The organism is Enterococcus sp. DIV2379 (assembly GCF_050542965.1).
Classification (GTDB): domain Bacteria; phylum Bacillota; class Bacilli; order Lactobacillales; family Enterococcaceae; genus Enterococcus_D; species Enterococcus_D entomosocium.
In genome coordinates this window covers 2,675,661-2,698,231 of record NZ_CP172938.1, presented here as the reverse complement: position 1 = coordinate 2,698,231, position 22,571 = coordinate 2,675,661, and the positions used below count along the sequence as shown (strand labels likewise).

Here is a 22,571-nt window from a genome sequence, read left to right as displayed (position 1 = left end):
TCTTGTTAAGATAGTATGGTCACTTTCGTGAAATTTTTCAGAAAAAGGAGTATTAATCATTTGAGTAAAGTTAAAGTGGAACACTTAACCAAAATCTTCGGTAAGAAAAAGCAGCAAGCTCTTGCCATGGTCAAAGAACAACGCAGCAAAAACGAGATTTTAGAAAAAACAGGTGCCACCGTCGGGGTCTATGATGTGAACTTTGAAGTCAACGAAGGCGAGATTTTCGTCATCATGGGCCTTTCTGGAAGCGGGAAGTCAACATTGATTCGACTATTGAATCGATTGATCGAGCCGTCTGGCGGAGATATTTACATAGATGGCGTAGATGTTGCCAAAATGAGTAAAGAAGAACTGCGAGAAGTTCGTCGTCACAAAATCAACATGGTTTTCCAAAGCTTTGGCCTTTTCCCTCATCGGACGATTTTAGAGAACACCGAATATGGACTAGAAGTCCGTGGGGTCTCGAAAGAAGAACGAACAGCGAAAGCGGAAAAAGCGTTAGAAAACTCAGGATTGCTTTCTTTTAAAGACCAATATCCTGACCAGCTGTCTGGAGGGATGCAACAGCGTGTGGGACTTGCCCGTGCGTTAGCCAATGATCCAGAGATCCTCTTGATGGACGAAGCCTTTTCAGCACTCGATCCGCTGATTCGCCGTGAAATGCAAGATGAACTTTTAGAACTACAAGCCAATGTTCAAAAAACGATCATCTTTATCACCCATGATTTGAACGAGGCCTTGCGGATCGGTGACCGGATCGCTTTAATGAAAGATGGTCAGATCATGCAGATCGGTACAGGAGAAGATATTTTGACGAATCCTGCCAACCAATACGTGCGTGATTTCGTGGAAGATGTCGATCGTTCCAAAGTCTTGACTGCGCAAAACATCATGGTTCCAGCATTGACGACGAACATCGAGATCGATGGACCAAGCGTAGCATTGAACCGGATGCGGAAAGAAGAAGTCAGCATGCTGTTAGCCGTCGACAAACGTCGTCACCTAAAAGGAAGCTTGACAGCCGAGTCTGCTCGTGAGGCACGGAAAAACAATCTGACCTTGAAGGAAGTTATTGATAAAAATGTTAAAAAGATCGATAAAGATATGCTGGTAACGGATATCTTCAATTTGATCTATGATTCGCCTACACCTTTAGCCGTGGTAGAAAACGATCGTTTGATCGGAGTCGTGATCCGCGGAAGCGTGATTGAAGCGTTGGCTGAGACCGATTCAGCCGTTCAAGCAGAGGAAGGGGTAGTGACAAATGGATAATTTCTTACAACATACGATTCCGGTAGCTGATTGGGTCGAAAGCTTTACTGATTGGCTAACAGGAACTTTCAGTGGATTGTTTTCAGCCTTACAGTCTTTCGGACAATTTATCATGGACGCTATTACAAATGTATTATTGTTTGTACCACCGTTATTAATGATCGTCTTATTGACGGCTGCTGCCTTTTTCGTTTCACGCAAAAAATTCGGCTTGCCAGCCTTTACTTTTGTCGGGTTGCTGTTCATCTATAACCAAGGGTTATGGACAGACTTGATGAACACCGTGACGTTGGTCTTGTTGTCAAGTTTGGTTTCGATCATCATTGGGATTCCACTAGGGATCTTAATGGCGAAAAGCGAAAAAGCGCAAAGTATCGTGACGCCAATCTTAGACTTTATGCAAACGATGCCTGGTTTCGTTTATTTGATTCCTGCGGTTGCTTTCTTTGGGATCGGGATGGTTCCTGGGGTCTTTGCCTCAGTGATCTTTGCTCTACCACCAACTGTTCGCATGACGAACTTAGGGATTCGCCAAATTTCTCGTGAATTGGTAGAAGCCTCTGATTCCTTCGGTGGGACTGGCTGGCAAAAACTGATCAAATTAGAATTGCCGCTAGCCAAAAGCACTATTTTGGCTGGGGTCAACCAAACGACGATGCTAGCATTATCAATGGTCGTGATCGCGTCAATGATCGGGGCTCCTGGGTTAGGGCGCGGCGTCTTGTCTGCCTTGCAACGAGCACAAGTCGGTAACGGATTTGTCAGTGGGGTATCCTTAGTTATTTTGGCGATCATCATGGATCGCTTTACCCAGAATTTGAACCGTTCGGCACATCAAAAAGCAGCCAGCAAGACGAGTCGCAAACAAAAACGTCTTTTTGGCGGGATTGCGGCAGCGGCAGTCGTTGCTTTGATTGGCGCATCGTTTGCCTTTGGAAATGTTTCTGACAGCAAAGGCACGGTGAACTTGGCGTATGTCGAATGGGATACGGAAGTCGCATCTACCCATGTGGTGGCAGAAGTCTTGTTGCAAATGGGCTACGAAGTCAATACGACGCCTTTGGATAACGCCATCATGTGGGAATCGGTGGCAAAAGGGGAAGTTGACGGGATGGTTGCTGCTTGGCTACCATCTACGCATCAATCCCAGTATGAACAGTACCAAGATCAAGTCGAGAACTTAGGTCCTAACTTAGAAGGGGCAAAACTGGGGATCGTTGTCCCAAGTTATATGGATGTAGATTCCATCGCCGACCTTTCTGACGAAGCTGGAAAAACCATCACTGGTATCGAACCAGGCGCTGGTGTTGTAAATGCAGCGGAGAATACGGTTGCGACGTATGACAACCTTTCAGATTGGAATGTCGCTACCTCTTCTTCTGGAGCGATGACAGTGGCATTGGGCCAAGCCATCAAGAACCAAGATGAGATCGTTATTACTGGTTGGTCTCCACACTGGATGTTTGCGAAATATGATCTGAAATATCTGGATGATCCAGAAGGAACAATGGGTGAAGCAGAAAGCATCAACACTGTTGTACGCCAAGGATTAGCAGATGACATGCCAGAAGTTTACGAAGTACTTGATCGTTTCAACTGGACACAAGAAGATATGGAAGAAGTCATGTTAGCAATCAATGACGGAACATCAGCCGAAGATGCAGCCAAAGATTGGGTAGCCAATCACCCAGAAGAAGTTGCTGCATGGACGAACTAATGTCTAAAAAAAGAACGACCGCAGATTGAAGCGGTCGTTCTTTTTGTTGTTTAAAATACTTAGGTTCATAACGAAAGACGAGGGGATGATTTTTGCAAAAGACGGAGCTTTTGTGCAGGTTAAGCAAAACGATGAAAAATCGGCTGCATCTGTTCAAACGTACAGAGTTCAGTAAATCCTAATGATCGTAAAAGATCTTGTCCCTCTTTGATTTGAAACCCGAGCTGCTCTGGTTTATGACTGTCGCTGCCGATGGTTAGCACGCTTCCCCCCAAGTCACGATAAAGCTTGAGGATCTCGATCGATGGCGTATACCCATTGATTCCGTAACGGTGGGAAGAGGTATTCAGTTCGATGCCTTTGCCATCTTTGATCACGACTTTCAAGATCTCTGCGATTTGTTCTTTCGTTTGTTCAAAAGCGTCCTTCTCTTTATCTAAATAACGACGAATCAAATCCATATGGGCTAAGACGGAATACTCTTTATATGTCGTGACCAGCTGATACATTTCATCATAATAGCGCTCGTAGCATTCCTGTTGGCTGCGTCCTTTTTGAAATTCTCCAGTCCAAAATTCTTGATCGTCTACCTGATGAACGGAAAGTAAAATGAAGTCAAAGGGATGCGAATGATAAAGACGGGTAAATTGTGGGATCGTGTGCATTTGCATCCCAAATTCCAGCCCAGTTTTTAGCTTGATTTGGTCACTGTATGTTTCCTTTAAGCATGCCAGTTCGGTAAAATACAAGTCGTAGTAGACATTTTTTACGACTTTATTGGCTCCGACGAGGTACGCATCCGTCGCTTGCCAGTCTTCTTTGACCCCATAATCCACATGATCGGTAAAGCAGATTTCTGCTAAGCCTAGGTTAATGGCGTCTTTGACTACATCTTCCATCAAATACCAAGAATCATCGCTGTAATCACTATGAACGTGATAGTCTGTAAAAATCATGGCGTCTCCTTTTGTTTCGTTATTTTTGCTGCTTCTGCCAGTCTGCTCGTTTTTGATAATAAAGCTGGGCGGCCGTTTCCCAATGCTCTTTGTCAGTCGGCTGAATCTCACGGATCAGACGGGCTGGATTGCCGCCGACGATCGTATTCGGCGGCACATCTTTTGTGACGACGGAACCAGCAGCGACGATGGCATGTTTGCCGATCGTGACACCTGGTAAAATCGTACTATTGCCTCCGATCCAAACGTAATCTTCGACGGTGATCGGTAGGCCAAATTCCAAATCTTGACTGCGGATCACAGAATCGATCGGATGGCCGGCTGTATAGAAGCTGACCCGTGGTCCCACCATCACATGATCACCAATCAGAATCTTATTGACATCTAAAAAAATGCAATCCATATTGGCATAAAAGTGATCACCAATCTCAACATGGCGACCATAGTCGACAAAAAGGGGTGGTTGGACAAAGCAATGCTGCCCAAATTTGCCAAAGAGTGCTTTTTCTTTGGCGATGATTCCTTCTCGGTCATCGACTGGTAAAAGGTTGATTTCCTGGGCACGTTTTTTCCCCTCCACTGAGCCATTCTCAGGGAGAATACCGGCAGCTTGATACAGTTGACCAGCCAACATCGCTTGATAATCAAAATCTTCTTTCATTGCAAAATCCTTTCTAAGACGGTAAATCGTCGGTGGTTAATTCAATCAAATTGCCTTCGGGGTCTTGGACAACTGCTTCATAATAGCCATCGCCTGTCGTACGAGGACCATTTAAAAGAGGGTAGCCATCTTCAACAAACCGTTGAGCGTATCGATCAACAGCAGCTTGATCACCTACTGCAATCGCAAGGTGAGTGTAGCCTAAGCTCTCACTGAAACGAGGGCTTAAAAATTTCTTGGTCGTTAATTCTAACCGACTACCAGAATCAAAGGTCAAAAAATAGGACTGAAAGCTTGTTTTCGGATTATGGTATTTTGGGTTGCTGACCGCCTGAAAGTAGGTTTCATAAAATGTCCTCATTTTTTCCAAATCATTGACATATAGTGCGATGTGTTCAATTTTCATTATCGACAACTCCTTTAATAAGCAACATAGATCGTTTTTTTTTGAACTTAGTAAACTTTGTTTAATAAGTTGCTTCTATTATACCTTTGTTAACAAAATTAATAAAGGTATATTCCCAGCTTTTTATCTGTTAAAATAGGAGCGTTGAGGGGGAGAAAAATGAAAGCTTATCAGCCAACGACCATTAAATTACATAATCAGGCAGTATTGCTGGATTTGCTAAAACAGCAGCAAGCGCCTATGACCAAGCGCCAACTGGCAGATGCCTCTCAATTAAGCGTGGTAACGATCAACAAGCTGCTTCCTGAATTGATAGAAAAGCAGTTGCTTTTGACGACGGATCAACCGCAACGAACGGGAGGACGTCAAGCTGCGGCTTACCAGTACAATGCGCAACGGACACTGTTGTTGATCATTCAGTTTATCGAAGAAGACCAGCAGATCGTGATTCGTTTTTCAGTCGTCGATCTCGTCGGGAACATTTTGCATCATGAGCAGTCAGCAGAGGGCCGATTGCCGCAGTTCTTGCAAGTGATTCGTCAGAAAAAACAGGAATACCCGAAAATCAGCTTGGCAGTCGTGGGAATTCCTGGTGTGGAAATTGCTGGAAGACTGAAGATCATGGATGCTCCAGCATTTAAGGACATGGCGCTAGGGGAATTGATTGAAAAGGAGATCGCGGTAAAAACGCTTATTGAGAATGACGTGAATGCTGCGGTATTTCATTTTAAAGAAGAGAAAAAAATCGTGGCTGGCATTTATTTTCCAAAAAATTATCCACCAGGTGCGGGACTGGTCATCGACCAACAGCTCTTTAAAGGAGCCAACCATTTAAGTGGCGAAATCAAGCATTTGCCGCATCTTTACAAAGTTTCTTACCCTTTGGCAACAGAGGCGATCCAAGAGCAAGTGACTGCCACTCTTCAAGCGATCGTGGCAGTCACGGACCCGCATCAAGTCATTTTGTTTTTGCCCTCTGAGTGGCAGGCGCTTGTGCCGCGCTCTTTTTTGGAAAAGCAGCTGGCAGCAGTGTTTCATTATGGCGTCTTACCAAAGTTACACTTTTCAGATCGGTTTTCAGAAAACTATTTGGCTGGGTTGATCACGATGGGAATCGAAGCAGCGGGCTTAGGGCTTTGATTCGCAGCATTTAACTGGTACTGAGGACAAAAACTGCCGCTGCTTCCTTTATCAGAAGCAGTGGCAGTTTTTTTGAAAATACGAGAACTCACAGTTTAGCGAGTTTCTGTGCTTTTTCGGTATTCGCAAAATGCAGTTTGGCATATTTGCCCAATAGTGCTATGCCACCTTGCTGCAGTAATTTTGCGGCAACTTGGTCAGCAGCTGCGTGGGCGCCAGAAGGCAAGCGCATACCGACTTCTTTGGAGGCTGCCTCTAATTCATCCAAAAAGACTGTACGACATAAAATAGAGGCTGCCGCTACTGCTAGATGATATTGTTCACCTTTCGTCGCAAAATAGAGCTTTTCGGTAACCGCTGCTTGTTCCGATTTTAAATAAGTGCGATAATTTTTTTCGCTTGTGAACTGATCGATCAAAATGGCATCTGGTGTCTCAGGAGCAATCTTTTGCAAAAGCAAACGAATGGCTTGATTATGCAAAGCAACTTTCATTCGGACCGTGTTGTATTTTGGTTGGATCTCGTTGTATTTGCTGGGTGTAACAGTGAGCAATTGGTAAGGAACCAATTCTTTGATTTTCGGCGCCATCTTACGGATCTCTGGATCTGTCAGCATTTTTGAGTCCTTGACACCTAAGGCTTTCAGCTGTGGCAATTGCTCTTTTTTGGCATAGACGGCACAGACCACCAAAGGACCGAAATAACTGCCGTTGCCGACCTCGTCACTGCCGACGACGCTTTTTTCGCTAAATCCTGCTGGCAACGCAGTGGTTGAAACAGTCGCTTTTTTCTTATCCGGTACAGCACTTGCCGTATCGCCCCATAAGGAAGCTTCTTTTTCAGCAGTCGCTCCTTGAAACATGACTTTTCCAGACGTATAAGCAGTGATCGTCGTTGGCCCTTTTTTGGCGACAAACGCTGTATAAGGAACTTTCTTAGCCAGCAGTTCTCGTTGGTAAAATTGCTGCATCTTTTTGATAGTTGAAGTTGGTACTTTGATAACGATCGTACTCATTTGATTCCTCCTGTTTTTTTGTCTTTTCTTAGGTAGACAAAAGGATACTTTAAGATTTTACCATACTTCTTATTCTTTTTTACTAAGACGATCAGCAAACAAACGATTGGCATGGAAATTCATAAGAAAATCACGTATAATAGTTAAGAGTTTGCGACACATGTTCAATAAGTGATAGAATAGAGCAGAATGTAAGCAATGGGAGGAAATATTCCTATGACGGAGCAAAAGAAACGCTATAAAGCAGTTATCGCGAATCAAAGTTACACGATTATTGGACGCGAAAGCAAAGAACACATGGATATGGTGACAAGATTGGTCAATGACCAACTGCTTGAGATCATGCAATTATCGCCACAAACCGATCAAGAACAAGCGTCGATCTTATTAGCGATCAACGCTGTTTCCGACCAGCTGAAAAAACAAGAACAGCTTTTGGTCCTACAAAAAAAAGTGGACGAGTTGCGGGGACAAGCCATTAAAGCAACGGAGCTTGAGAATCGCATCAAGCGGATCGAAGCAATCGAATCCGAAGCACGGAAAGTTCTCGATGAGACAGGTCGCAGTGATGTGGAGATCCATAATCATGTGGAAGCACAACAGATCTTAAATGAACAAAGGAAACGAAAAATTCAAGAAAAGACAGCCCATGGGTAGTGCGGCGTAGAAAGGATTCCTAAATGATTGGATTATTTGTCTTGGTTTTGTTGTTGGCAGCCTTTTACGGCGGCGCGCGGCGCGGAACCAGTTTACAATTGGTCTCAGTTTTGGGCTATTTGATCTCTTTTTTCTTTGCAGTTGCGAATTACCAAGAAATTGCGAAAAAAATTGAGCTCTATGTTCCTTATATGTCAGTAACGGCGGATTCAAAGTTAAAATACTACGATATGGAACTGGCTTTAGATTTAGACAAAGCCTATTATGCGGCTATCGCTTTTGTGATGGTACTCTTTGCTGGTTGGCTGATCACAAAACTATTAGTGATTTTTGCAGACAGTTTGCGTTACAAACGCCTACGTTTTTTAGGTGGCTATGACTGGGCAGTTGCGGGTGTTTTGAATGTCATCTTGATGTATATCAATTTATATATGTTTTTTATGATTCTCTCAATGATCCCGTTTGCCACGATTCAAAATCTGTTTGAAACGAGCGGAACTGCGAATTTCATCGTTGATCGGTCACCGATTCTCTCAGATTATTTCTATCGATTGTGGATCACAGATGTGATTGGGTAAAAAGCAGGCAGATGGTTGCAGAGCCATTCTGCCTTTTTCTTAGGAACAAAAAGTTAAAACAAAGCAGGTGAGAAAAGAATGAATACTAAGATCCTTGATGTTTTAGGATTTGAACAAGTAAAGAGTCAAATCGGTCAGTATATCGTAACAGCCCAAGGAAAAGAAGCCTTAGCAAAGCTTGTGCCATCAAGTGATGCGCAAGTCATTTCCTCTTGGCTAGCAGAAACAGAAGACGCGATCAAGATCCAGCGTTTAAGAGGCGGAATCCCTGTACCAAAAATTGAGAATATTCGTCCCCAAATGAAACGGATCGAAATCGGCGCAGATTTAAACGGCGTTGAATTGGCACAAGTTGCCCGCGTCTTATCAACTACGCAGGAATTGAAACGCTTTTTTGCTGATTTGTCTGAAAGTGAGATTGAATTTTCCCGCTTGTATCACTGGGAAGAACAGTTGGTTTCTTTACCAACCTTGAATCGTCGCTTGAAAGAAGCTATCGATGAGGATGGCCGAGTCACAGACGATGCCTCTCCAGCACTTCGGGGAATTCGTCAATCGATCCGACGAGCAGAACGGACGATCCGTGAGACATTGGATGGCATCGTCCGAGGTGGCAATGCAAAGTATCTAAGTGATACGATCGTAACCATGCGAAATGAGCGTTATGTGATTCCAGTCAAACAAGAATACCGAGGTGTTTTCGGCGGCGTGGTTCACGACCAAAGTTCATCTGGTCAAACCTTGTTTATCGAACCGAAACAAGTAGTGGAACAAAATAACCGCTTGCGTCAGCATCAAATTGCGGAACGGGACGAAATCACTCGTATTTTGGCGGAATTATCAGCAGAGTTAGCTCCGTACCAAAGAGAGATCCTCCATAATGCATATGTGATCGGAATCATGGATTTCATGAATGCCAAGGCTCGTTTGGGGAAAGAGATGAATGCAATCGTACCAGCGATCAATCAAGATAACCATGTCTTTTTTAAACAAGCACGTCATCCATTGATCGATCAAGAAAAAGTCGTTCCTAACGATATTACGATTGGAAAAGACTATCAAGCTGTTGTCATTACTGGGCCGAATACCGGCGGGAAAACCATCACCTTAAAAACATTAGGGCTATTGCAGATCATGGGCCAAGCCGGCTTACCAATCTTGGCAGAAGAAGAAAGCCAAATGGGGATCTTCAATGAAATTTTTGCGGACATTGGTGATGAACAATCCATTGAGCAAAGTCTATCGACCTTTTCTTCACATATGACAACGATCGTTGATGTGTTGAAAAAAGTCGACGAAACAAGTCTGGTGCTTTTTGATGAACTAGGTGCTGGGACCGATCCCCAAGAAGGGGCAGCACTAGCAATTGCGATTTTGGACGAACTTGGGGCTAAGTCGGCTTATGTCATGGCGACGACCCATTATCCAGAATTGAAAGTTTATGGCTATAACCGATCCAATACGATCAACGCCTCTATGGAGTTTGATGTCGATACCTTAAGTCCGACCTATCGCTTGTTGATCGGGGTTCCGGGACGAAGCAATGCGTTTGAGATTTCGAAAAGACTTGGCTTGCCAGAGACGATCATTGATCAAGCCAAAGAGATCATGGACGGAGAAAGCCAAGACCTGAATGAAATGATCGCTGATTTAGAAAATCGAAGAAAAATGACGGAAACCGAGTATCTGGAAGTTCGTCATCATGTAAAAGAAGCAGCCCGCTTGCACCAAGAATTGGAAGCAGCTTACAGTTATTTCTTTGAAGAACGCGAAAAAGAATTGGCAAAAGCCCGTCAAAAAGCCAATCAAATCGTAGAAGAAGCCAAAGAGGAATCTGAAAAAATCATTGCCGATATTCGTAAAATGCAGTTAGCCGGCGGTCAAACGAAGGTCAAAGAACACGAACTGATCGACGCGCGCACCAAGCTATCAGGACTGCAGCAAGAAGAACATCTGCAAAAAAACAAGGTTCTGCAAAAAGCCAAAGCAGCCAAGACGCTGAAAGAAGGAGACGAGGTACTCGTAACTTCTTATGGGCAGCGTGGGGTACTGTTGAAAAAAGCCGGTAAAAATCAGTGGCAAGTCCAAATCGGCATTCTGAAAATGAATTTGCCAGAAACAGATCTCCAACCAGCAGCGCCAGTGAAGGAGCCTACACAGCGTATCGTTAATACGATTCGTTCTGCTGACAGCAGTCCAGTGGTCAATCAGTTGGATTTACGCGGCAAGCGGTACGAAGAAGCCCTCAATGAAGTGGATCAGTATTTGGATGCAGCAATTTTGGCAGGCTATCCGCAGGTGACGATCGTTCACGGTAAAGGAACTGGCGCATTGCGTCAAGGGATCACTGACTACCTAAAAAATCATCGCTCGGTGAAAAGTTTTGAATTTGCGCCAGCAAACCAAGGGGGCAATGGAGCGACCATTGTGAAGTTTAACTAAACGTTAAGAACCCTTACCTTTTGTAAGCAGACGATTTTAAAAAACTTACGATACGTGGTATACTTTTTTTAGTTTTAAAAATGGAGGGGAAGTACGATGGCAAAAGAAATTACCGATAAAACTTTTTCAGAAGAAACCGATAAAGGCTTAGTCCTTATTGATTTTTGGGCAACTTGGTGTGGCCCTTGTCGTATGCAAGCACCGATCTTGGAACAATTAGCGAATGAATATGAGGAAGACGAATTGAAGATCGTGAAAATGGATGTGGATGAAAATCCTGAAACACCTGCTTCATTCGGGATCATGTCTATTCCTACTTTGTTGTTGAAAAAAGACGGACAAGTCGTTGATAAAGCAATTGGGGTGCATACAAAAGATCAATTGAAAGCTTTAGTTGCGGAACATATGTAATAGAAGAAGTGTTTTTGAAGCAATAGCCGAAAGAGGCTATTGCTTTTTTGTTTTTGGGACAAAGTCTTTGAAAAATGCCTTTGACATTTCTAGCTTTTACTCTTTGTTGTATGCACTTTTATTGGTGTTCACTCAATTACTAATGAGAAAAGTGAGAATGAAAATTAAGAAAGCAGGCATTCTCCAGCAATGTTAGCAGATCAGAAAAAAAAGATTGACGCTGGCTATATCATTAGATAATATATCATTAAGTGATATAGTTAGTGGGATGGAGGAATCAAATGGATGAGGCATTGACAGATTCAACCTATTTGATTTTATTAGCGCTTTTAAAGCCAAAACATGGGTATGTCATTATGAAACAAATCCATGAGCTAAGCCAAGGAACATTTGAGATTGGCCCCGCGACGATGTATACGATTTTGAAAAAGCTGACGAAAAAGGGGTGGATCGATTTAGAAGAAAGCGTCGATCGAAAAAAAATCTATCAGATTACACCAGAAGGAAGACAGGTTCTGGAGAAAGATATTCAGCGACGCAAACTATTTTATCAAATCGGAGAACAGGTCTTCGAAGCGTTAGGAGGGGAACAAGATGGGCATCAATAAGAAATATCTTCTTTCTCTTGGAGTCGCCTATTATCCGGAAAAGGAAATGGTTCGTTTACAAAAACAAGCGTCAATGGGCTGGCATTTTGTGAAGATGAATCGGTTAGGGTTTTTGAAGTTTATCAAAGGAAAATCGGAAACGACCAAATATGCAGTGGACTTTTTCGAAGGAGATCCTTCTGAGATCGTTGATTACCTAGCGATGTATCAAGCTGGGGGCTGGACCTATATCAGCAATTATAAAGATCGGTATTTTTATTTTAAAGCATCTCCGGATACACCAGCGATTTTCAGCGATCAAGAAAGCTATCAAGAACGAATCGATAATGAGACGCGCTATTTGATGAAAAAATCGATTCTGTTTTCAGTGGTCAGTTTAGCAATTTTAGCAGTGATTTATTTTTCCATTCGTTATTTCAATATTCGTACAAATCCCTTTTGGTCCTTTGGGCTAGGATTGATTACTGGGCTAGTATTTATTCCGATAGGGGTAGGATTGACCACGATTTTGATGAAATTTTTATACAAAAATCGAGCAAGTTATTACAATGAACCAGAGAAACTGGCGAAACGTCAACGGGTGATCCGCGACTCTATCATCTTGATGGTTGCAGGAGCAATCGTTGGTGCCATTATCGGTTTTTTCTTTAGTGACATATTTTATTAGACAGGGAAGGTGAGCATGTGTTAGAAGCAAAACAGCTAGTAAAAACATTTGGGGATTATACAGCAGTCGATCAATTGTCTTTTACCATCAATGATGGTCAGATTATGGGATTAATTGGTCAAAACGGAGCAGGAAAAACGACGACATTCCGATTGATCTTGGATTTTTTGAAAGCCGATCAAGGAGAAGTATTATGGGATGGTCACAAAATTAGTGAAAAAGAATACAATCTTATTGGCTATCTGCCAGAAGAACGCGGCTTGTATCCAAAAGTCACGATTGAAGATCAATTGATCTACTTCGCGCGTTTACGTGGCAAAAAGAAAGAAGACATCGTACCCAAAATCGACTATTGGATGGACAAGTTTAAAGTCAAAGGCAAGAAAACTGATAAAGTCAAATCTTTATCAAAAGGAAATCAGCAAAAAGTTCAGCTAATTTCAACGTTGATCCATGAACCAAAATTAGTGATTCTAGATGAACCGTTTAGTGGCTTAGACCCAGTCAACGCGGAACTGTTGAAAAACGGGATCATTGAACTGAAAAAAAATGGCTCTTGTGTCATCTTCTCCAGTCATAATATGGATAACGTAGAAAAAATCTGTGACCACTTGATTATGCTAAGGGATGGTCAAACTGTCTTAAACGGAAAGGTCCATGAAATTCGTGAATCCTTTGGACGAACGAAAGTTTATTTGGAGTCTAATTTGACGAAAGAACAGCTTTTGGCAGTGGCAGGTGTTGAGGAAGTCATTGCCAGAGAAGACGGCAGCTATGATATTACGATCGCTGATCCTGCAGTAGGAAAAACCTTATTTGATTTAGCGACGGCGGATGGTTATATCCCTATGTTCAATCAACAACCGCCAACGTTAGAAGAAATCTTTAAGCGGAAGGCAGGAAAAACAAATGAATAAGTTTTGGGTAATCGCATTAGATGTTTATAAGAAAAATATCAAATCAATTTCGTTTTTGATTATGATATTGGTTCCATTCATTGCAATGGGCGGATTTTATCTGATTAGTTACTTTGCCGATGGTATGAGCAGTGTGGATAAAATTGTCGTTTATGCGAATGAACCAGCCATTGCGCAGACCTTTGTGGAGCAAAGTAGCGATGATTATGAATTTGAAGTTGTGGAAAGCGAAGAACAAGGACAACAACAGTTGGCTGACAAAGATGCTGATGCCTTGTTAGTTATTACTGCTTCAGGGGATACGCTGCAAGGGGAATTATTAAGCGAGTCCTCAATGGGGCAAGCTTTAGAGCTGACGATCCAACAATTATTGACGGGCTTGCAGTCATCCTTTCGAGCTAGCGAGCTTGGTTTGACTGCTGAGCAAGTGGCAGTTCTTAGTGAAGTTGCACCGCTTGACCGGCAAAAAGTTTCCTTCAGTGAAGGTGGCGAAATGACCTATGGAGAAGATAATACCGCGATGCAAGCAGCAGTTAGTACCATCGCAACAATCGTTCTCTTTTTCTTTATCATCACTTACGCACAAATCATTGCGCAAGAAATTGCTTCTGAAAAAGGAACGCGCATTATGGAAGTCATTTTGTCTAGTACGCGTGCACAAACCCATTACTACGCCAAATTAACTGGGGTGATCATGGTTGCAGCGACCCAGCTAGTTGCGTATGTTGCGATTTTTGGCGGGAGTTATTTCTGGATCAAGGACAACTCCATGGTAAAAGACTTATTGGCAAGTTTTTCATCAGATGGCATTTTTGGTCCTTTCCTCGTGTTTGCGATCGTTTTCGTCTTCTTAGGAATCTTGATCTATTCTGTCTTGTCAGCCCTTTGCGGGTCGTTAGTGAACAAAGCAGAAGATACGGCGAAAGCCATTATTCCAGTGACGTATCTTTCGTTGGGCGGGTATATGCTAGGAATCGTACTAGGCGGTATGGATCCGCATAACGTTGTTTTACGAGTAACTTCTTATATCCCATTCTTGTCCTCGTATATTATGCCAGTACGGCTTGCTAATGATACAGTGGGGATTGGCGGAGCGTTGATTTCAGTAGGGATCCTTGCTGTTACCACGATCGTCCTGATGCTGGTTTCTGCAAAAATGTACAAATCAAATGTCTTGATCTATAACGACAATGGCATCTTGGCAACGTTGAAACAATCACTGGTGTTAATGAAAAATGAGAAATAAAAAAAACGCCCGATCCTTTTTGTGATCGGGCGTTTTTTATTGGCTAGAATCTAGAAAACAAGGTGCAGGCCTTTAGAATTCCTGCACAAAAAAGTCGAAGATCGATTGCTCAGAAGGCAGCTTGTGAGCGGCTAGCTCAGGATGCCACTGAATGCCTAAGATCGGTGCGCCATAGGCGGTGGATTCTATGGCTTCAACAACACCATCAGGAGCGGTGGCGGTCACATTGAAATCATCTGCAACTGTTTTGACTGCTTGGTGATGAAAAGAATTGACTTGATAGGTTGTGCCTAAAAGAGCAGCCAAACGACTGTCTGCCTTGATTTCCACCCGATGTGTAGGGAATTGAAAGAACGTTGGTAATTGCACGTGTTTGATCGTTGGGTGATCGATCAAAGAGAGATCTTGGTACAAACTCCCACCAAATGCGACATTGAGTAACTGCATGCCGCGGCAGATTCCAAAGATGGGTTTGTTTTGAGCCACTGCTTCTTTGATCAATGCCAATTCAAAGACATCACGATCAGGATGAATGCCTTGAATCAAAGGATGAGGATCTTCGCCATAATGATCAGGGGAGACATCATGACCACCGGCTAACAAGAGTTTATCGATTTTGCTGATGTAAGTCGCAGCATCTTCCACGACACCCATTGGTAATATTAGGGGAATGCCTTGGGCTTGTTGGATATGGGTGACAAAATTTTTGGGTGTATAGGACAACCAATGTTCTGCTTCTTCAATCATTGGCCGTTCATTAGCAGCGATGCCGATAATGGGTTTCATTTGATCAAACCTTTCTATAAGTAAATGGAACGAAAAGAAAAAAGGACACGAGGTCCTTTTTTCGAGCATCTTCGCTTTATTTTTCGCGAATAACTTCGATTTTATAACCATCAGGATCTTTCACAAAATAGTAAGATGGAGAAGTCCCTGGTAGTCCTTTCAAGTCAGTGACGTCAAATCCGGCAGCTTGGTGCTTCTCATGAAGCGCTTCTAGATCATCGGTACTGATGGCGATGTGGCCATAGCCGTCGCCTAACTCATAGCCAGGATGGTCATAGTTATATGTCAACTCTAGCTCGTAGTCATCTCCAGGCAATGTTAAGTAAACCAAAGTAAATTGATGTTCAGGAAAATCACGACGGCGAGATTCTTCAAAACCAAAGGCAGTTTGATAAAAATCTAGAGAAGCCGTTAAGTCTTTGACGCGGACACAAGTGTGAGCCATTTTCATGGGTAAATCATCCTTTCGATCTTGATAGTTGTATGATAACATATTTTCTCATTTTATAACGAATAAAAAACAACAGAGCGTTATTTCCAGCTTGTCCAGACTATTGGCATAGGGTAAAATGGAAAGAAAGTGTTGGTGGAGGGAATCATGCCAGAAAAGGAAATTGTGTTCGGGGAAAAAGAAGCGGGGAAACCATACAAATCAAGATATGGCGCGTATGTCGTTCTTCCAAATGAAAAAAATGAAGTGATCTTGGTACAAGCACCCAATGGCGCCTATTTTTTACCAGGCGGTGAAATTGAACCAAATGAGACCAAAGAAGAAGCGATCCAGCGAGAATTAATAGAAGAACTTGGATTTGAAGGGGAGATCGCTGCCTATTTAGGGGAGGCAGTTGAATACTTCTATTCACGCCATCGCGATACATTTTACCATCATCCCGGCTATTTCTATTTAATGACCAAATGGAAAAAAGTCTGTGAACCTACAGAAGAAACCAATCAGTTGTCATGGCATACGCCAGAAGAAGCGATTCAGCGATTGAAACGCGGCAGCCATAAATGGGCAGTTGAACAATGGTTGGCAAAATAAAAAAGGCAGGCTTCCGATAAAAAGGAAACCTGCCTTTTACACTTAGTTATTTGCTAAAACATACTTGTTGATTACTTCTGCCACACCGTCTTCTTCGTTTGATGCAGTTAGGACATCTGCGGCATTTTTCACGTTTTCAGTGGCATTGGCCATCGCCACACCGATACCAGCGTATTCCACCATGGTTAAATCATTTTCGTTATCGCCGATCGCCATGACTTCTTCTTGTTTGATGCCTAAGTGCTCCGCCAATTTTTTGACAGCAGCCCCTTTATGGGCTTGTTTATTTAGAACTTCCAAGAAGTAAGGAGCACTTTTGACCACATTGTAATTGTCCGTCAAACTGCTCGGCAATTGTGGGATGATCTGATCAAGTATTTCGGGATCATCGATCATCATCATTTTGATGATATTCAAGTCAGCAGTCATTTCTTCTGGTGTCCGATATTTCAATGGCATGTTGACTAAGAAGGCTTCATAAATCGTATAAGGACTGATATCGCGGTTAGCGGTATACATGGTATCTTCGGTTTCTACATGAAGATGAACCCCTAATTTTCTCGCAGTCATCTCAACAAAGAGATAGTCATCTTGGGACAAGCCGAATTCAGAGATGATCTCTTGGTTTTTGGTTTTTTGAACCAAAGAGCCATTATAAGTAATAACGAAATCATTGTCCGTAAATAAGTCTAGTTCCTTTAATAAATCTTGGACACCAGTTAAAGGGCGTCCCGTACACAAAACGATGCGTACACCTTGCTTTTCAGCGTCTTTCAATGCCTTGTAAACGGCTGGGGTGATCTTGCGGTCGTTGTTCAACAGGGTACCATCGATATCGATGGCGATCAATTTGATACTCATAAGTTCCTCCTAGTGGCTTGGTTTGATCAAAGCACCATTGCGAATGTGCTTGGCAAACTCTTGATACGTCTCTCCAAATAAATCATAGTGATTTTGGATGTTGGGGTCAATCATTTCTTTTGGAAAATAAAAGCGTTGGTCACCTTGGGTTTGTCCCGCTAAAGCTGCAACTAGCTGACTGGCTTGGGATAATTCCACAAGGGAACCATCTTTTTCCTGTAATTCGATTTGTGTCCGATGTTTGCCTGAAGTCGGCCGATAAAAATCATAAGGCAGATCGAAGCTTGAATTGATGGCAGTATAATAGCGGGGATTGAAGCCGACTTTTTCCACCAGTCCCTGCATTTCTTCAATCATCGGCAACTGCGTCTCATCGTCAAAGCGGGCGGATTTCAACGGTTTACGATTTAAGAACCGCTTGGCCAAATCGCTGAGGATCGGATCATTTTCTTCCGTCCATTGGGTAAAGTAGGTATTCAGAACGCCATCGTCGAGTTTCAAGTATTCATCTAAGGTGAATTCTTGTTTTAAAAATGGGAGAAGCAGCTGCGAATGGCCTTGAAACAATTCTGAATCCATTTGATACAGTTCTGCAGCTCGATCCAGCAAATGGGCTAAGATCACTTCCATCCCTCGAGAACTCGCATGGAAATAAACTTGCACATACATCTGGTAACGACTGACGATGTAGTCCTCCACAGCGTGCATGCCATTCATAGAAAAAGCAATACCGCCTTCGTACGGACGAATCACTCGTAAAATTCGGGTCAGATCAAACGTGCCGTATTCAGTGCCGGTAAAATAAGCATCGCGCAGCAAGTAGTCCATCCGATCAGCATCGATTTGACTAGAAATCATTTGAACGACTTGAGGATTTGGATAAGTTTTAGTGATAACACTTGCGACTTTCTCAGGAAATCCAGCTTCCACTCGGTTCAATATCTGATGAACTTCCGTTTCAGGAGAAGTAATGATCGCCACTGTGATGGCTTCATGGTCTGTATGGAAAATGTGCTCAAAGGTGTGGGAGTATGGTCCGTGGCCCACATCATGAAGCAATGCTGCACACAAGGTCACTAAACGCTCTTTATCATCCCAGCCGTTTGGTCCGACTTTTTCAAGGGAATAATTGCGTTGGAAAATATCGCAAATGCGACGGCTGATTTCATAAACGCCCAAGGAGTGAGAAAAGCGGCTATGTTCTGCTCCGTGAAAGGTAAAGGAAGCAGTTCCCAGCTGTTTGATGCGCCGCAAACGCTGCACTTCTTTGGAATTGATCAAATCTAAAATCACTTGGTGCTGTACATGGACATAGTTATGAACAGGATCACGAAATACTTTTTCTATCGCTAAGGTTTGATATTTATATGGTAGGCTCATCGCTAAACTCCTTTATTGGTTGGTTTCGCTTTTCCATGCCAGCTAAGCGTTGCTGCATTTGTTCGCTAAGGTTATTTTCTGTCAGCCATTGATCCAGTGATTCAAGCGGATATAGGGATTGGTCTGTGATCAAGGAAAGCAGGGCTTTTTGCAAGCGGTCAGTCACCTCGTGTGTGGTAAACTTACGGCCGAGGGCCGCTTCTAAAGTGGTCATGCTCGCAGGATTGACGACTGGATAGCCATCTGTACCAAAGCGCTCTTTCAAACCTGCTTGGTAAAAACGACGAACGAGAGAGCCGCGGGCTGGTTGGTCGCCGTTGACACTCAGATACATCATGACAGCCACGCCGTCTTTGATTCGTCGTTGTGCTGTACCAGCAATTTTTTTCCCATCAATACTCAGGTCATAGGTGCCTGGGCAATACGAGTCAGCAATTTCATAAGCCAAAATTGTCCGCTCAGGAAAGGCGGTTTGCAGCAATGTCGCCATCATTTCATAGGCTGCATCTGTGGTGGCAGCCAAATGTTTAGGGAAGATGAGGGAGACATTCAAAATACCGGCATCATTAATTACACCAAGCCCCCCTGAGTTGCGGATGATCGAGGCATAGCCAGCTTCTTTCAAAACCTGCAGACCATCTGTCAAAAAAGGCAGCCGGGTATCTTTCATGCCTAAAATCATCGTATCGGACAACTGCCAAAAATGACAATAAACTTGTTCCTGTTTGCCAGCAACTTCGGTGGCAACATCGGTGAAGGCAAACGGCTCATAAGGATTGTGGATACGTGGTAAGGTTTGATCCATTACATAGATAGTCAAATCGGTTAAACTCCTTTAAAATACCTGTTATCCTTATTATATACGATTCTTGGAAAATTACTTGGAGAAAAGAATGAAAACTTGCTATTGTTTTCGTTTTTTATTTTCAATGAAGAAATAGACCAAGGAGAATCAACTGAAATGATTGACAAACGAATGAAAAAAAGCAAGAATGAAACTGAAATCTTCAAAGGAGGCACACGTACATGCAAGAATTATCAAAAGGAATCCCAATCTCGATTCATTTAACAACCAATGTACGTCAAGCAGGGGAAACAGAGAACTTTCTGTTTGATCTGCAAGGACAAGCAGTCAAGATCGGTGATACCTTATATCTCCGTTACAAAGAGATCCAGCCAGACGGCACCGACATTCCCGTTACGATGAAAATTATGCCAGACGGATTGATTCAATTGATTCGCTCAGGGGAAATGCGCATGCGCTTGAAATTTTCTTATAAGGAACGTTTAGAGACGAGTTATCAAACCCCGTATGGCTTGATGATGTTCCACACCTTCACCAATCACTTGCACGTTAGCTTGAAAGACCGTCCATACTCGGGAAAGATCGATATCGATTATGACTTGTTCATGGCTGCTGACAAAGTCGGCGAATACAAACTGTCTTTAGAATTTACCGCTTAATCAAAGGGAAATTGAAAGAAAAAATTGCAATTTCAGACGTAATTTTGTATGATTAGGAGTAGACTGTGAAAGGACGTGTCCCGTTTGGAAATTAATGTATTTGAAGGTGTAAATAAAAACGAATTGTCGATGATTGAAGTTGCCCATGCGATTTTAGAGCAGCGCGGTGACGTGATGGATTTTTCTGATTTGGTCAACCAAATTCAAAACTATCTTGAAACTTCAGACAGCGAGATTCGTGATTCATTGGCGCAGTTTTATACAGACTTGAATATCGACGGTAGTTTTATTTCTTTAGGCGACAATCGTTGGGGCTTACGTTCATGGTACGCCATTGATTCGATCGATGAAGAAGTCAACCATGGCATCGAAGACGAGGATGAAGATACACCACGTCGTCGCAAACGTAAAAAAGTCAATGCCTTTATCAACGATGATGAAGATGCAATCGATTATAACGATGATGATCCTGAGGATACTGATTTGTCAGATGACGAAGAAGATGATCTCTTTGATGATGATGATGACGAGGATGAAGAAATCTCGGCATACAATTCAGACTTGCAAGAAATCGGCGCCGACAATAGCACCGATGATGAAGAAGAATTACCTGACAGCATTGAGGAAGATCTAACCATTATCGATGACGATGATGAAGATGATTTTGCGGATGAAGAGGAAGAAGAGGAGTAATCCTCTTCTCAGACTGTAGACAAACCTTATACAAATATGAGGTTTGTCTTTTTTCTATGTAATATTCTATGAATAATCGATAGATTAGGCAGTTTTCCTTTTGGAAAACGCCTCTTTTGCGCTCTGATCCTTTTTATTTTTGCTAGCTTTTTCATATTAAGACACGCAAAAGTAAGCCCAATTTTCATGTGCATTTTTTCAATTCCTATTTGATTGGTATAACGTAATCCGTGAAATTCTTTTGCTGTCCCAAAAATTCGTTCAATGGTTTCTTTTCTCTTTTTATAAAGTTCTTTGAACCAACTTTGATGGCGTATCTCTTCACAGGTCTCTATAGCTTCAGCCCAAATGTGTCTAGTGATTACTTTGGTATGATTTTTTGAGTTGGTACACTTAGACAAGAAAGGACAATTTTTACAATCCTTTGGATTGCTTTTGTATTCGATATATCCTTTGCGATTGGTAGTGGCATAAGAGAGTATTTTATTATTGGGACAGATATAACAATTATAGTAATCGTCATAAACATATTCATGTTTCTTGAAATAGCCTTTTTTAGTCATAGGACGTTTGTATGGGAAAATTGGGGTCAATTTATGTTCGAGTAGTAAATGTGCAATTGCTGGTGTCTTATACCCAGCATCCATAATTAATTTTTCTAGGGGAAAAGCTCCTTTGAGCTTGTTAAATAAAGAAACAAACGTACGACTGTCATGAAAGTTCCCTGGGTGTGTAGTATAACCTAATATCCATCCATGTTTATCACACGCCACTTGTGAGCTATAGGCAAAAACTTCTTTGTGTTCACCTTTATGAAACCAACCACTTTCAGGATCAGTCGTACTTCTTTTTTTCAAGGAAGTTTTACTTTCTGCGTTTGTTTCTTTTAAGGGCTTTTTTAAATGTTTTTCTCGATTCTTGGTGATTTCTTTTGTCAGCTTATCTGTATAAAAAACAGCTTGTTCCATTACTTCGACAGATTCTTTTTTGTTACGATTCGCATGTGCTTTAATATGCGTACTATCAATAAATACTTCGGAAGTATCTACGATACCTTCAGCGATACATTGTTCTAGAATTTCATAAAAAATTTTTTCAAAGAGATCTGTTCCTTTGAACCGTCGCGTATAGTTTTTACCAAATGTTGAAAAATGAGGAACAGGATCTTCTAAACTCAAACCCAAAAACCAGCGATAAGCGATATTCACTTCAATTTCTTTTATTGTTTGTCTCATACTTTTAATGCCAAATAGATATTGAATCATTGGTAATTTAATTAGAAGAATAGGATCCAAGCTAGGACGTCCTTGGATTTCATCGTATTTCTCTTTAACCAATTCATAAATAAAGAAGAAATCAATACAATGATCTATTTGCCGCAATAAATGGTCCTGTGGGACCAAGTCTTCAAGAGAAAAGAAACCGATTTGTGCGCGTTTACTCATATCTTGTTTTGAGAGCATCTGGATACACCTCCAATTGATACTCTTATTTTAACGGATAAAAAAAAACAAAGCACTAAAAACTAGTACTTTGTCTACAGTCTGAGAAGAGGAGTAATCCTCTTCTTTTTTTCGCCTTATGGCTGCAAGCAGCTTTTAATCGTTGAAGGACGAGTTCGCCTTCTTACATAGATACAAATAAAAAAG

Annotated in this window: 24 protein-coding genes; 14 read left to right on the top strand and 10 right to left on the bottom strand. The window is 42.2% G+C overall.

All coding sequences use genetic code 11. The annotated features are described in order from the left end of the window. Window positions 1-60: 60 nt before the first annotated feature. Window positions 61-1,275 (top strand): quaternary amine ABC transporter ATP-binding protein, encoded by a 1,215-nt coding sequence (locus IGI92_RS12380; protein ID WP_034872109.1) that lies wholly within the window; start codon window positions 61-63, stop codon window positions 1,273-1,275. After that, a complete protein-coding gene (locus IGI92_RS12375; RefSeq protein ID WP_301388749.1) occupies window positions 1,268-2,992 on the top strand; it encodes an ABC transporter permease/substrate binding protein in 1,725 nt (574 codons plus the stop codon). The genes IGI92_RS12380 and IGI92_RS12375 overlap by 8 nt, the downstream gene beginning before the upstream one ends. Before the next feature lie 119 nt (window positions 2,993-3,111). Here the strand turns inward: IGI92_RS12375 and IGI92_RS12370 are convergent, their stop codons facing one another. The 3 genes from IGI92_RS12370 to IGI92_RS12360 are packed head-to-tail and all read right to left on the bottom strand — an operon-like array spanning window position 3,112 to window position 5,015. Next, a complete protein-coding gene (locus IGI92_RS12370) occupies window positions 3,112-3,948 on the bottom strand; it encodes a histidinol-phosphatase HisJ family protein (RefSeq protein WP_005234307.1) in 837 nt (278 codons plus the stop codon). A gap of 19 nt (window positions 3,949-3,967) precedes the next feature. Next, window positions 3,968-4,609, bottom strand: coding sequence for a sugar O-acetyltransferase (locus IGI92_RS12365; protein ID WP_005234309.1), 642 nt, complete (start codon window positions 4,607-4,609; stop codon window positions 3,968-3,970). A gap of 13 nt (window positions 4,610-4,622) precedes the next feature. Further along, a complete protein-coding gene (locus IGI92_RS12360; protein ID WP_005234310.1) occupies window positions 4,623-5,015 on the bottom strand; it encodes a VOC family protein in 393 nt (130 codons plus the stop codon). 159 nt (window positions 5,016-5,174) lie between these two features. Between IGI92_RS12360 and IGI92_RS12355 the strand changes: the two genes are divergently transcribed. After that, on the top strand, window positions 5,175-6,155 hold the full coding sequence (locus tag IGI92_RS12355; protein ID WP_005234311.1) for an ROK family protein: 981 nt from the start codon (window positions 5,175-5,177) through the stop codon (window positions 6,153-6,155). 88 nt (window positions 6,156-6,243) lie between these two features. On the opposite strand, the gene rnhC is transcribed toward IGI92_RS12355, so the two are convergent. Next, window positions 6,244-7,170, bottom strand: coding sequence for a ribonuclease HIII (rnhC, locus tag IGI92_RS12350; protein WP_005234312.1), 927 nt, complete (start codon window positions 7,168-7,170; stop codon window positions 6,244-6,246). A 216-nt stretch (window positions 7,171-7,386) separates the two neighbouring features. On the opposite strand from rnhC, the gene zapA reads away from it, so the two are divergent. The 8 genes from zapA to IGI92_RS12310 all read left to right on the top strand — a co-directional run bounded on the left by zapA (window position 7,387) and on the right by IGI92_RS12310 (window position 14,696). After that, window positions 7,387-7,827 (top strand): cell division protein ZapA, encoded by a 441-nt coding sequence (gene zapA / locus IGI92_RS12345; protein WP_005228634.1) that lies wholly within the window; start codon window positions 7,387-7,389, stop codon window positions 7,825-7,827. Window positions 7,828-7,850: 23 nt separating this feature from the next. Continuing rightward, on the top strand, window positions 7,851-8,405 hold the full coding sequence (locus tag IGI92_RS12340; RefSeq protein ID WP_005234314.1) for a CvpA family protein: 555 nt from the start codon (window positions 7,851-7,853) through the stop codon (window positions 8,403-8,405). A gap of 78 nt (window positions 8,406-8,483) precedes the next feature. Further along, complete coding sequence (locus IGI92_RS12335; protein WP_301388745.1) at window positions 8,484-10,847, top strand: endonuclease MutS2; 2,364 nt, start codon at window positions 8,484-8,486, stop codon at window positions 10,845-10,847. A gap of 96 nt (window positions 10,848-10,943) precedes the next feature. Then, window positions 10,944-11,258 carry a thioredoxin gene (gene trxA / locus IGI92_RS12330; protein WP_005228645.1) on the top strand — a complete coding sequence of 105 codons (315 nt, stop codon included), beginning with the start codon at window positions 10,944-10,946 and terminating at the stop codon, window positions 11,256-11,258. 281 nt (window positions 11,259-11,539) lie between these two features. Further along, window positions 11,540-11,866: a PadR family transcriptional regulator gene (locus IGI92_RS12325; protein ID WP_005234324.1), complete on the top strand. Its 327-nt coding sequence runs from the start codon at window positions 11,540-11,542 to the stop codon at window positions 11,864-11,866. Beyond that, on the top strand, window positions 11,853-12,533 hold the full coding sequence (locus IGI92_RS12320) for a DUF2812 domain-containing protein (RefSeq protein ID WP_005234326.1): 681 nt from the start codon (window positions 11,853-11,855) through the stop codon (window positions 12,531-12,533). Before IGI92_RS12325 ends, IGI92_RS12320 begins: the two co-directional genes overlap by 14 nt. 17 nt (window positions 12,534-12,550) lie before the next feature. Continuing rightward, on the top strand, window positions 12,551-13,450 hold the full coding sequence (locus tag IGI92_RS12315; RefSeq protein WP_005234329.1) for an ABC transporter ATP-binding protein: 900 nt from the start codon (window positions 12,551-12,553) through the stop codon (window positions 13,448-13,450). Next, window positions 13,443-14,696, top strand: a complete 1,254-nt coding sequence (locus IGI92_RS12310) for an ABC transporter permease (RefSeq protein WP_008380850.1) — start codon at window positions 13,443-13,445, stop codon at window positions 14,694-14,696. Before IGI92_RS12315 ends, IGI92_RS12310 begins: the two co-directional genes overlap by 8 nt. 72 nt (window positions 14,697-14,768) lie before the next feature. On the opposite strand, the gene IGI92_RS12305 is transcribed toward IGI92_RS12310, so the two are convergent. Both IGI92_RS12305 and gloA read right to left on the bottom strand, forming a co-directional pair. Further along, on the bottom strand, window positions 14,769-15,482 hold the full coding sequence (locus IGI92_RS12305) for a gamma-glutamyl-gamma-aminobutyrate hydrolase family protein (RefSeq protein ID WP_008380852.1): 714 nt from the start codon (window positions 15,480-15,482) through the stop codon (window positions 14,769-14,771). Window positions 15,483-15,558: 76 nt separating this feature from the next. After that, window positions 15,559-15,933, bottom strand: coding sequence for a lactoylglutathione lyase (gene gloA / locus IGI92_RS12300; protein ID WP_005234340.1), 375 nt, complete (start codon window positions 15,931-15,933; stop codon window positions 15,559-15,561). A gap of 147 nt (window positions 15,934-16,080) precedes the next feature. Here gloA and IGI92_RS12295 point away from each other — a divergent pair, with 147 nt between their 5' ends. Beyond that, complete coding sequence (locus IGI92_RS12295; protein WP_005234342.1) at window positions 16,081-16,524, top strand: NUDIX hydrolase; 444 nt, start codon at window positions 16,081-16,083, stop codon at window positions 16,522-16,524. A gap of 42 nt (window positions 16,525-16,566) precedes the next feature. On the opposite strand, the gene yidA is transcribed toward IGI92_RS12295, so the two are convergent. Genes yidA through IGI92_RS12280 form a run of 3 tightly spaced genes read right to left on the bottom strand, consistent with a single transcriptional unit; the run spans window position 16,567 to window position 19,570 of the window. Next, window positions 16,567-17,385 (bottom strand): sugar-phosphatase, encoded by an 819-nt coding sequence (yidA, locus tag IGI92_RS12290; RefSeq protein WP_016619757.1) that lies wholly within the window; start codon window positions 17,383-17,385, stop codon window positions 16,567-16,569. A gap of 9 nt (window positions 17,386-17,394) precedes the next feature. Continuing rightward, window positions 17,395-18,765 carry an HD domain-containing protein gene (locus tag IGI92_RS12285; protein WP_301388738.1) on the bottom strand — a complete coding sequence of 457 codons (1,371 nt, stop codon included), beginning with the start codon at window positions 18,763-18,765 and terminating at the stop codon, window positions 17,395-17,397. Further along, entirely contained in the window at window positions 18,749-19,570 is an 822-nt protein-coding gene (locus IGI92_RS12280) for a lipoate--protein ligase family protein (RefSeq protein WP_400449988.1), read from the bottom strand. The genes IGI92_RS12285 and IGI92_RS12280 overlap by 17 nt, the downstream gene beginning before the upstream one ends. A gap of 221 nt (window positions 19,571-19,791) precedes the next feature. Here IGI92_RS12280 and IGI92_RS12275 point away from each other — a divergent pair, with 221 nt between their 5' ends. Beyond that, entirely contained in the window at window positions 19,792-20,229 is a 438-nt protein-coding gene (locus IGI92_RS12275) for a DUF1934 domain-containing protein (protein ID WP_005234346.1), read from the top strand. A gap of 84 nt (window positions 20,230-20,313) precedes the next feature. Beyond that, the gene (gene rpoE / locus IGI92_RS12270; protein ID WP_005234347.1) at window positions 20,314-20,922 is read left to right on the top strand and encodes a DNA-directed RNA polymerase subunit delta; all 609 of its coding nucleotides are present in this window, start codon (window positions 20,314-20,316) and stop codon (window positions 20,920-20,922) included. A gap of 26 nt (window positions 20,923-20,948) precedes the next feature. Here the strand turns inward: rpoE and IGI92_RS12265 are convergent, their stop codons facing one another. Continuing rightward, window positions 20,949-22,385 carry an IS1182 family transposase gene (locus IGI92_RS12265; RefSeq protein ID WP_016621163.1) on the bottom strand — a complete coding sequence of 479 codons (1,437 nt, stop codon included), beginning with the start codon at window positions 22,383-22,385 and terminating at the stop codon, window positions 20,949-20,951. Between the last annotated feature and the right edge of the window lie 186 nt (window positions 22,386-22,571).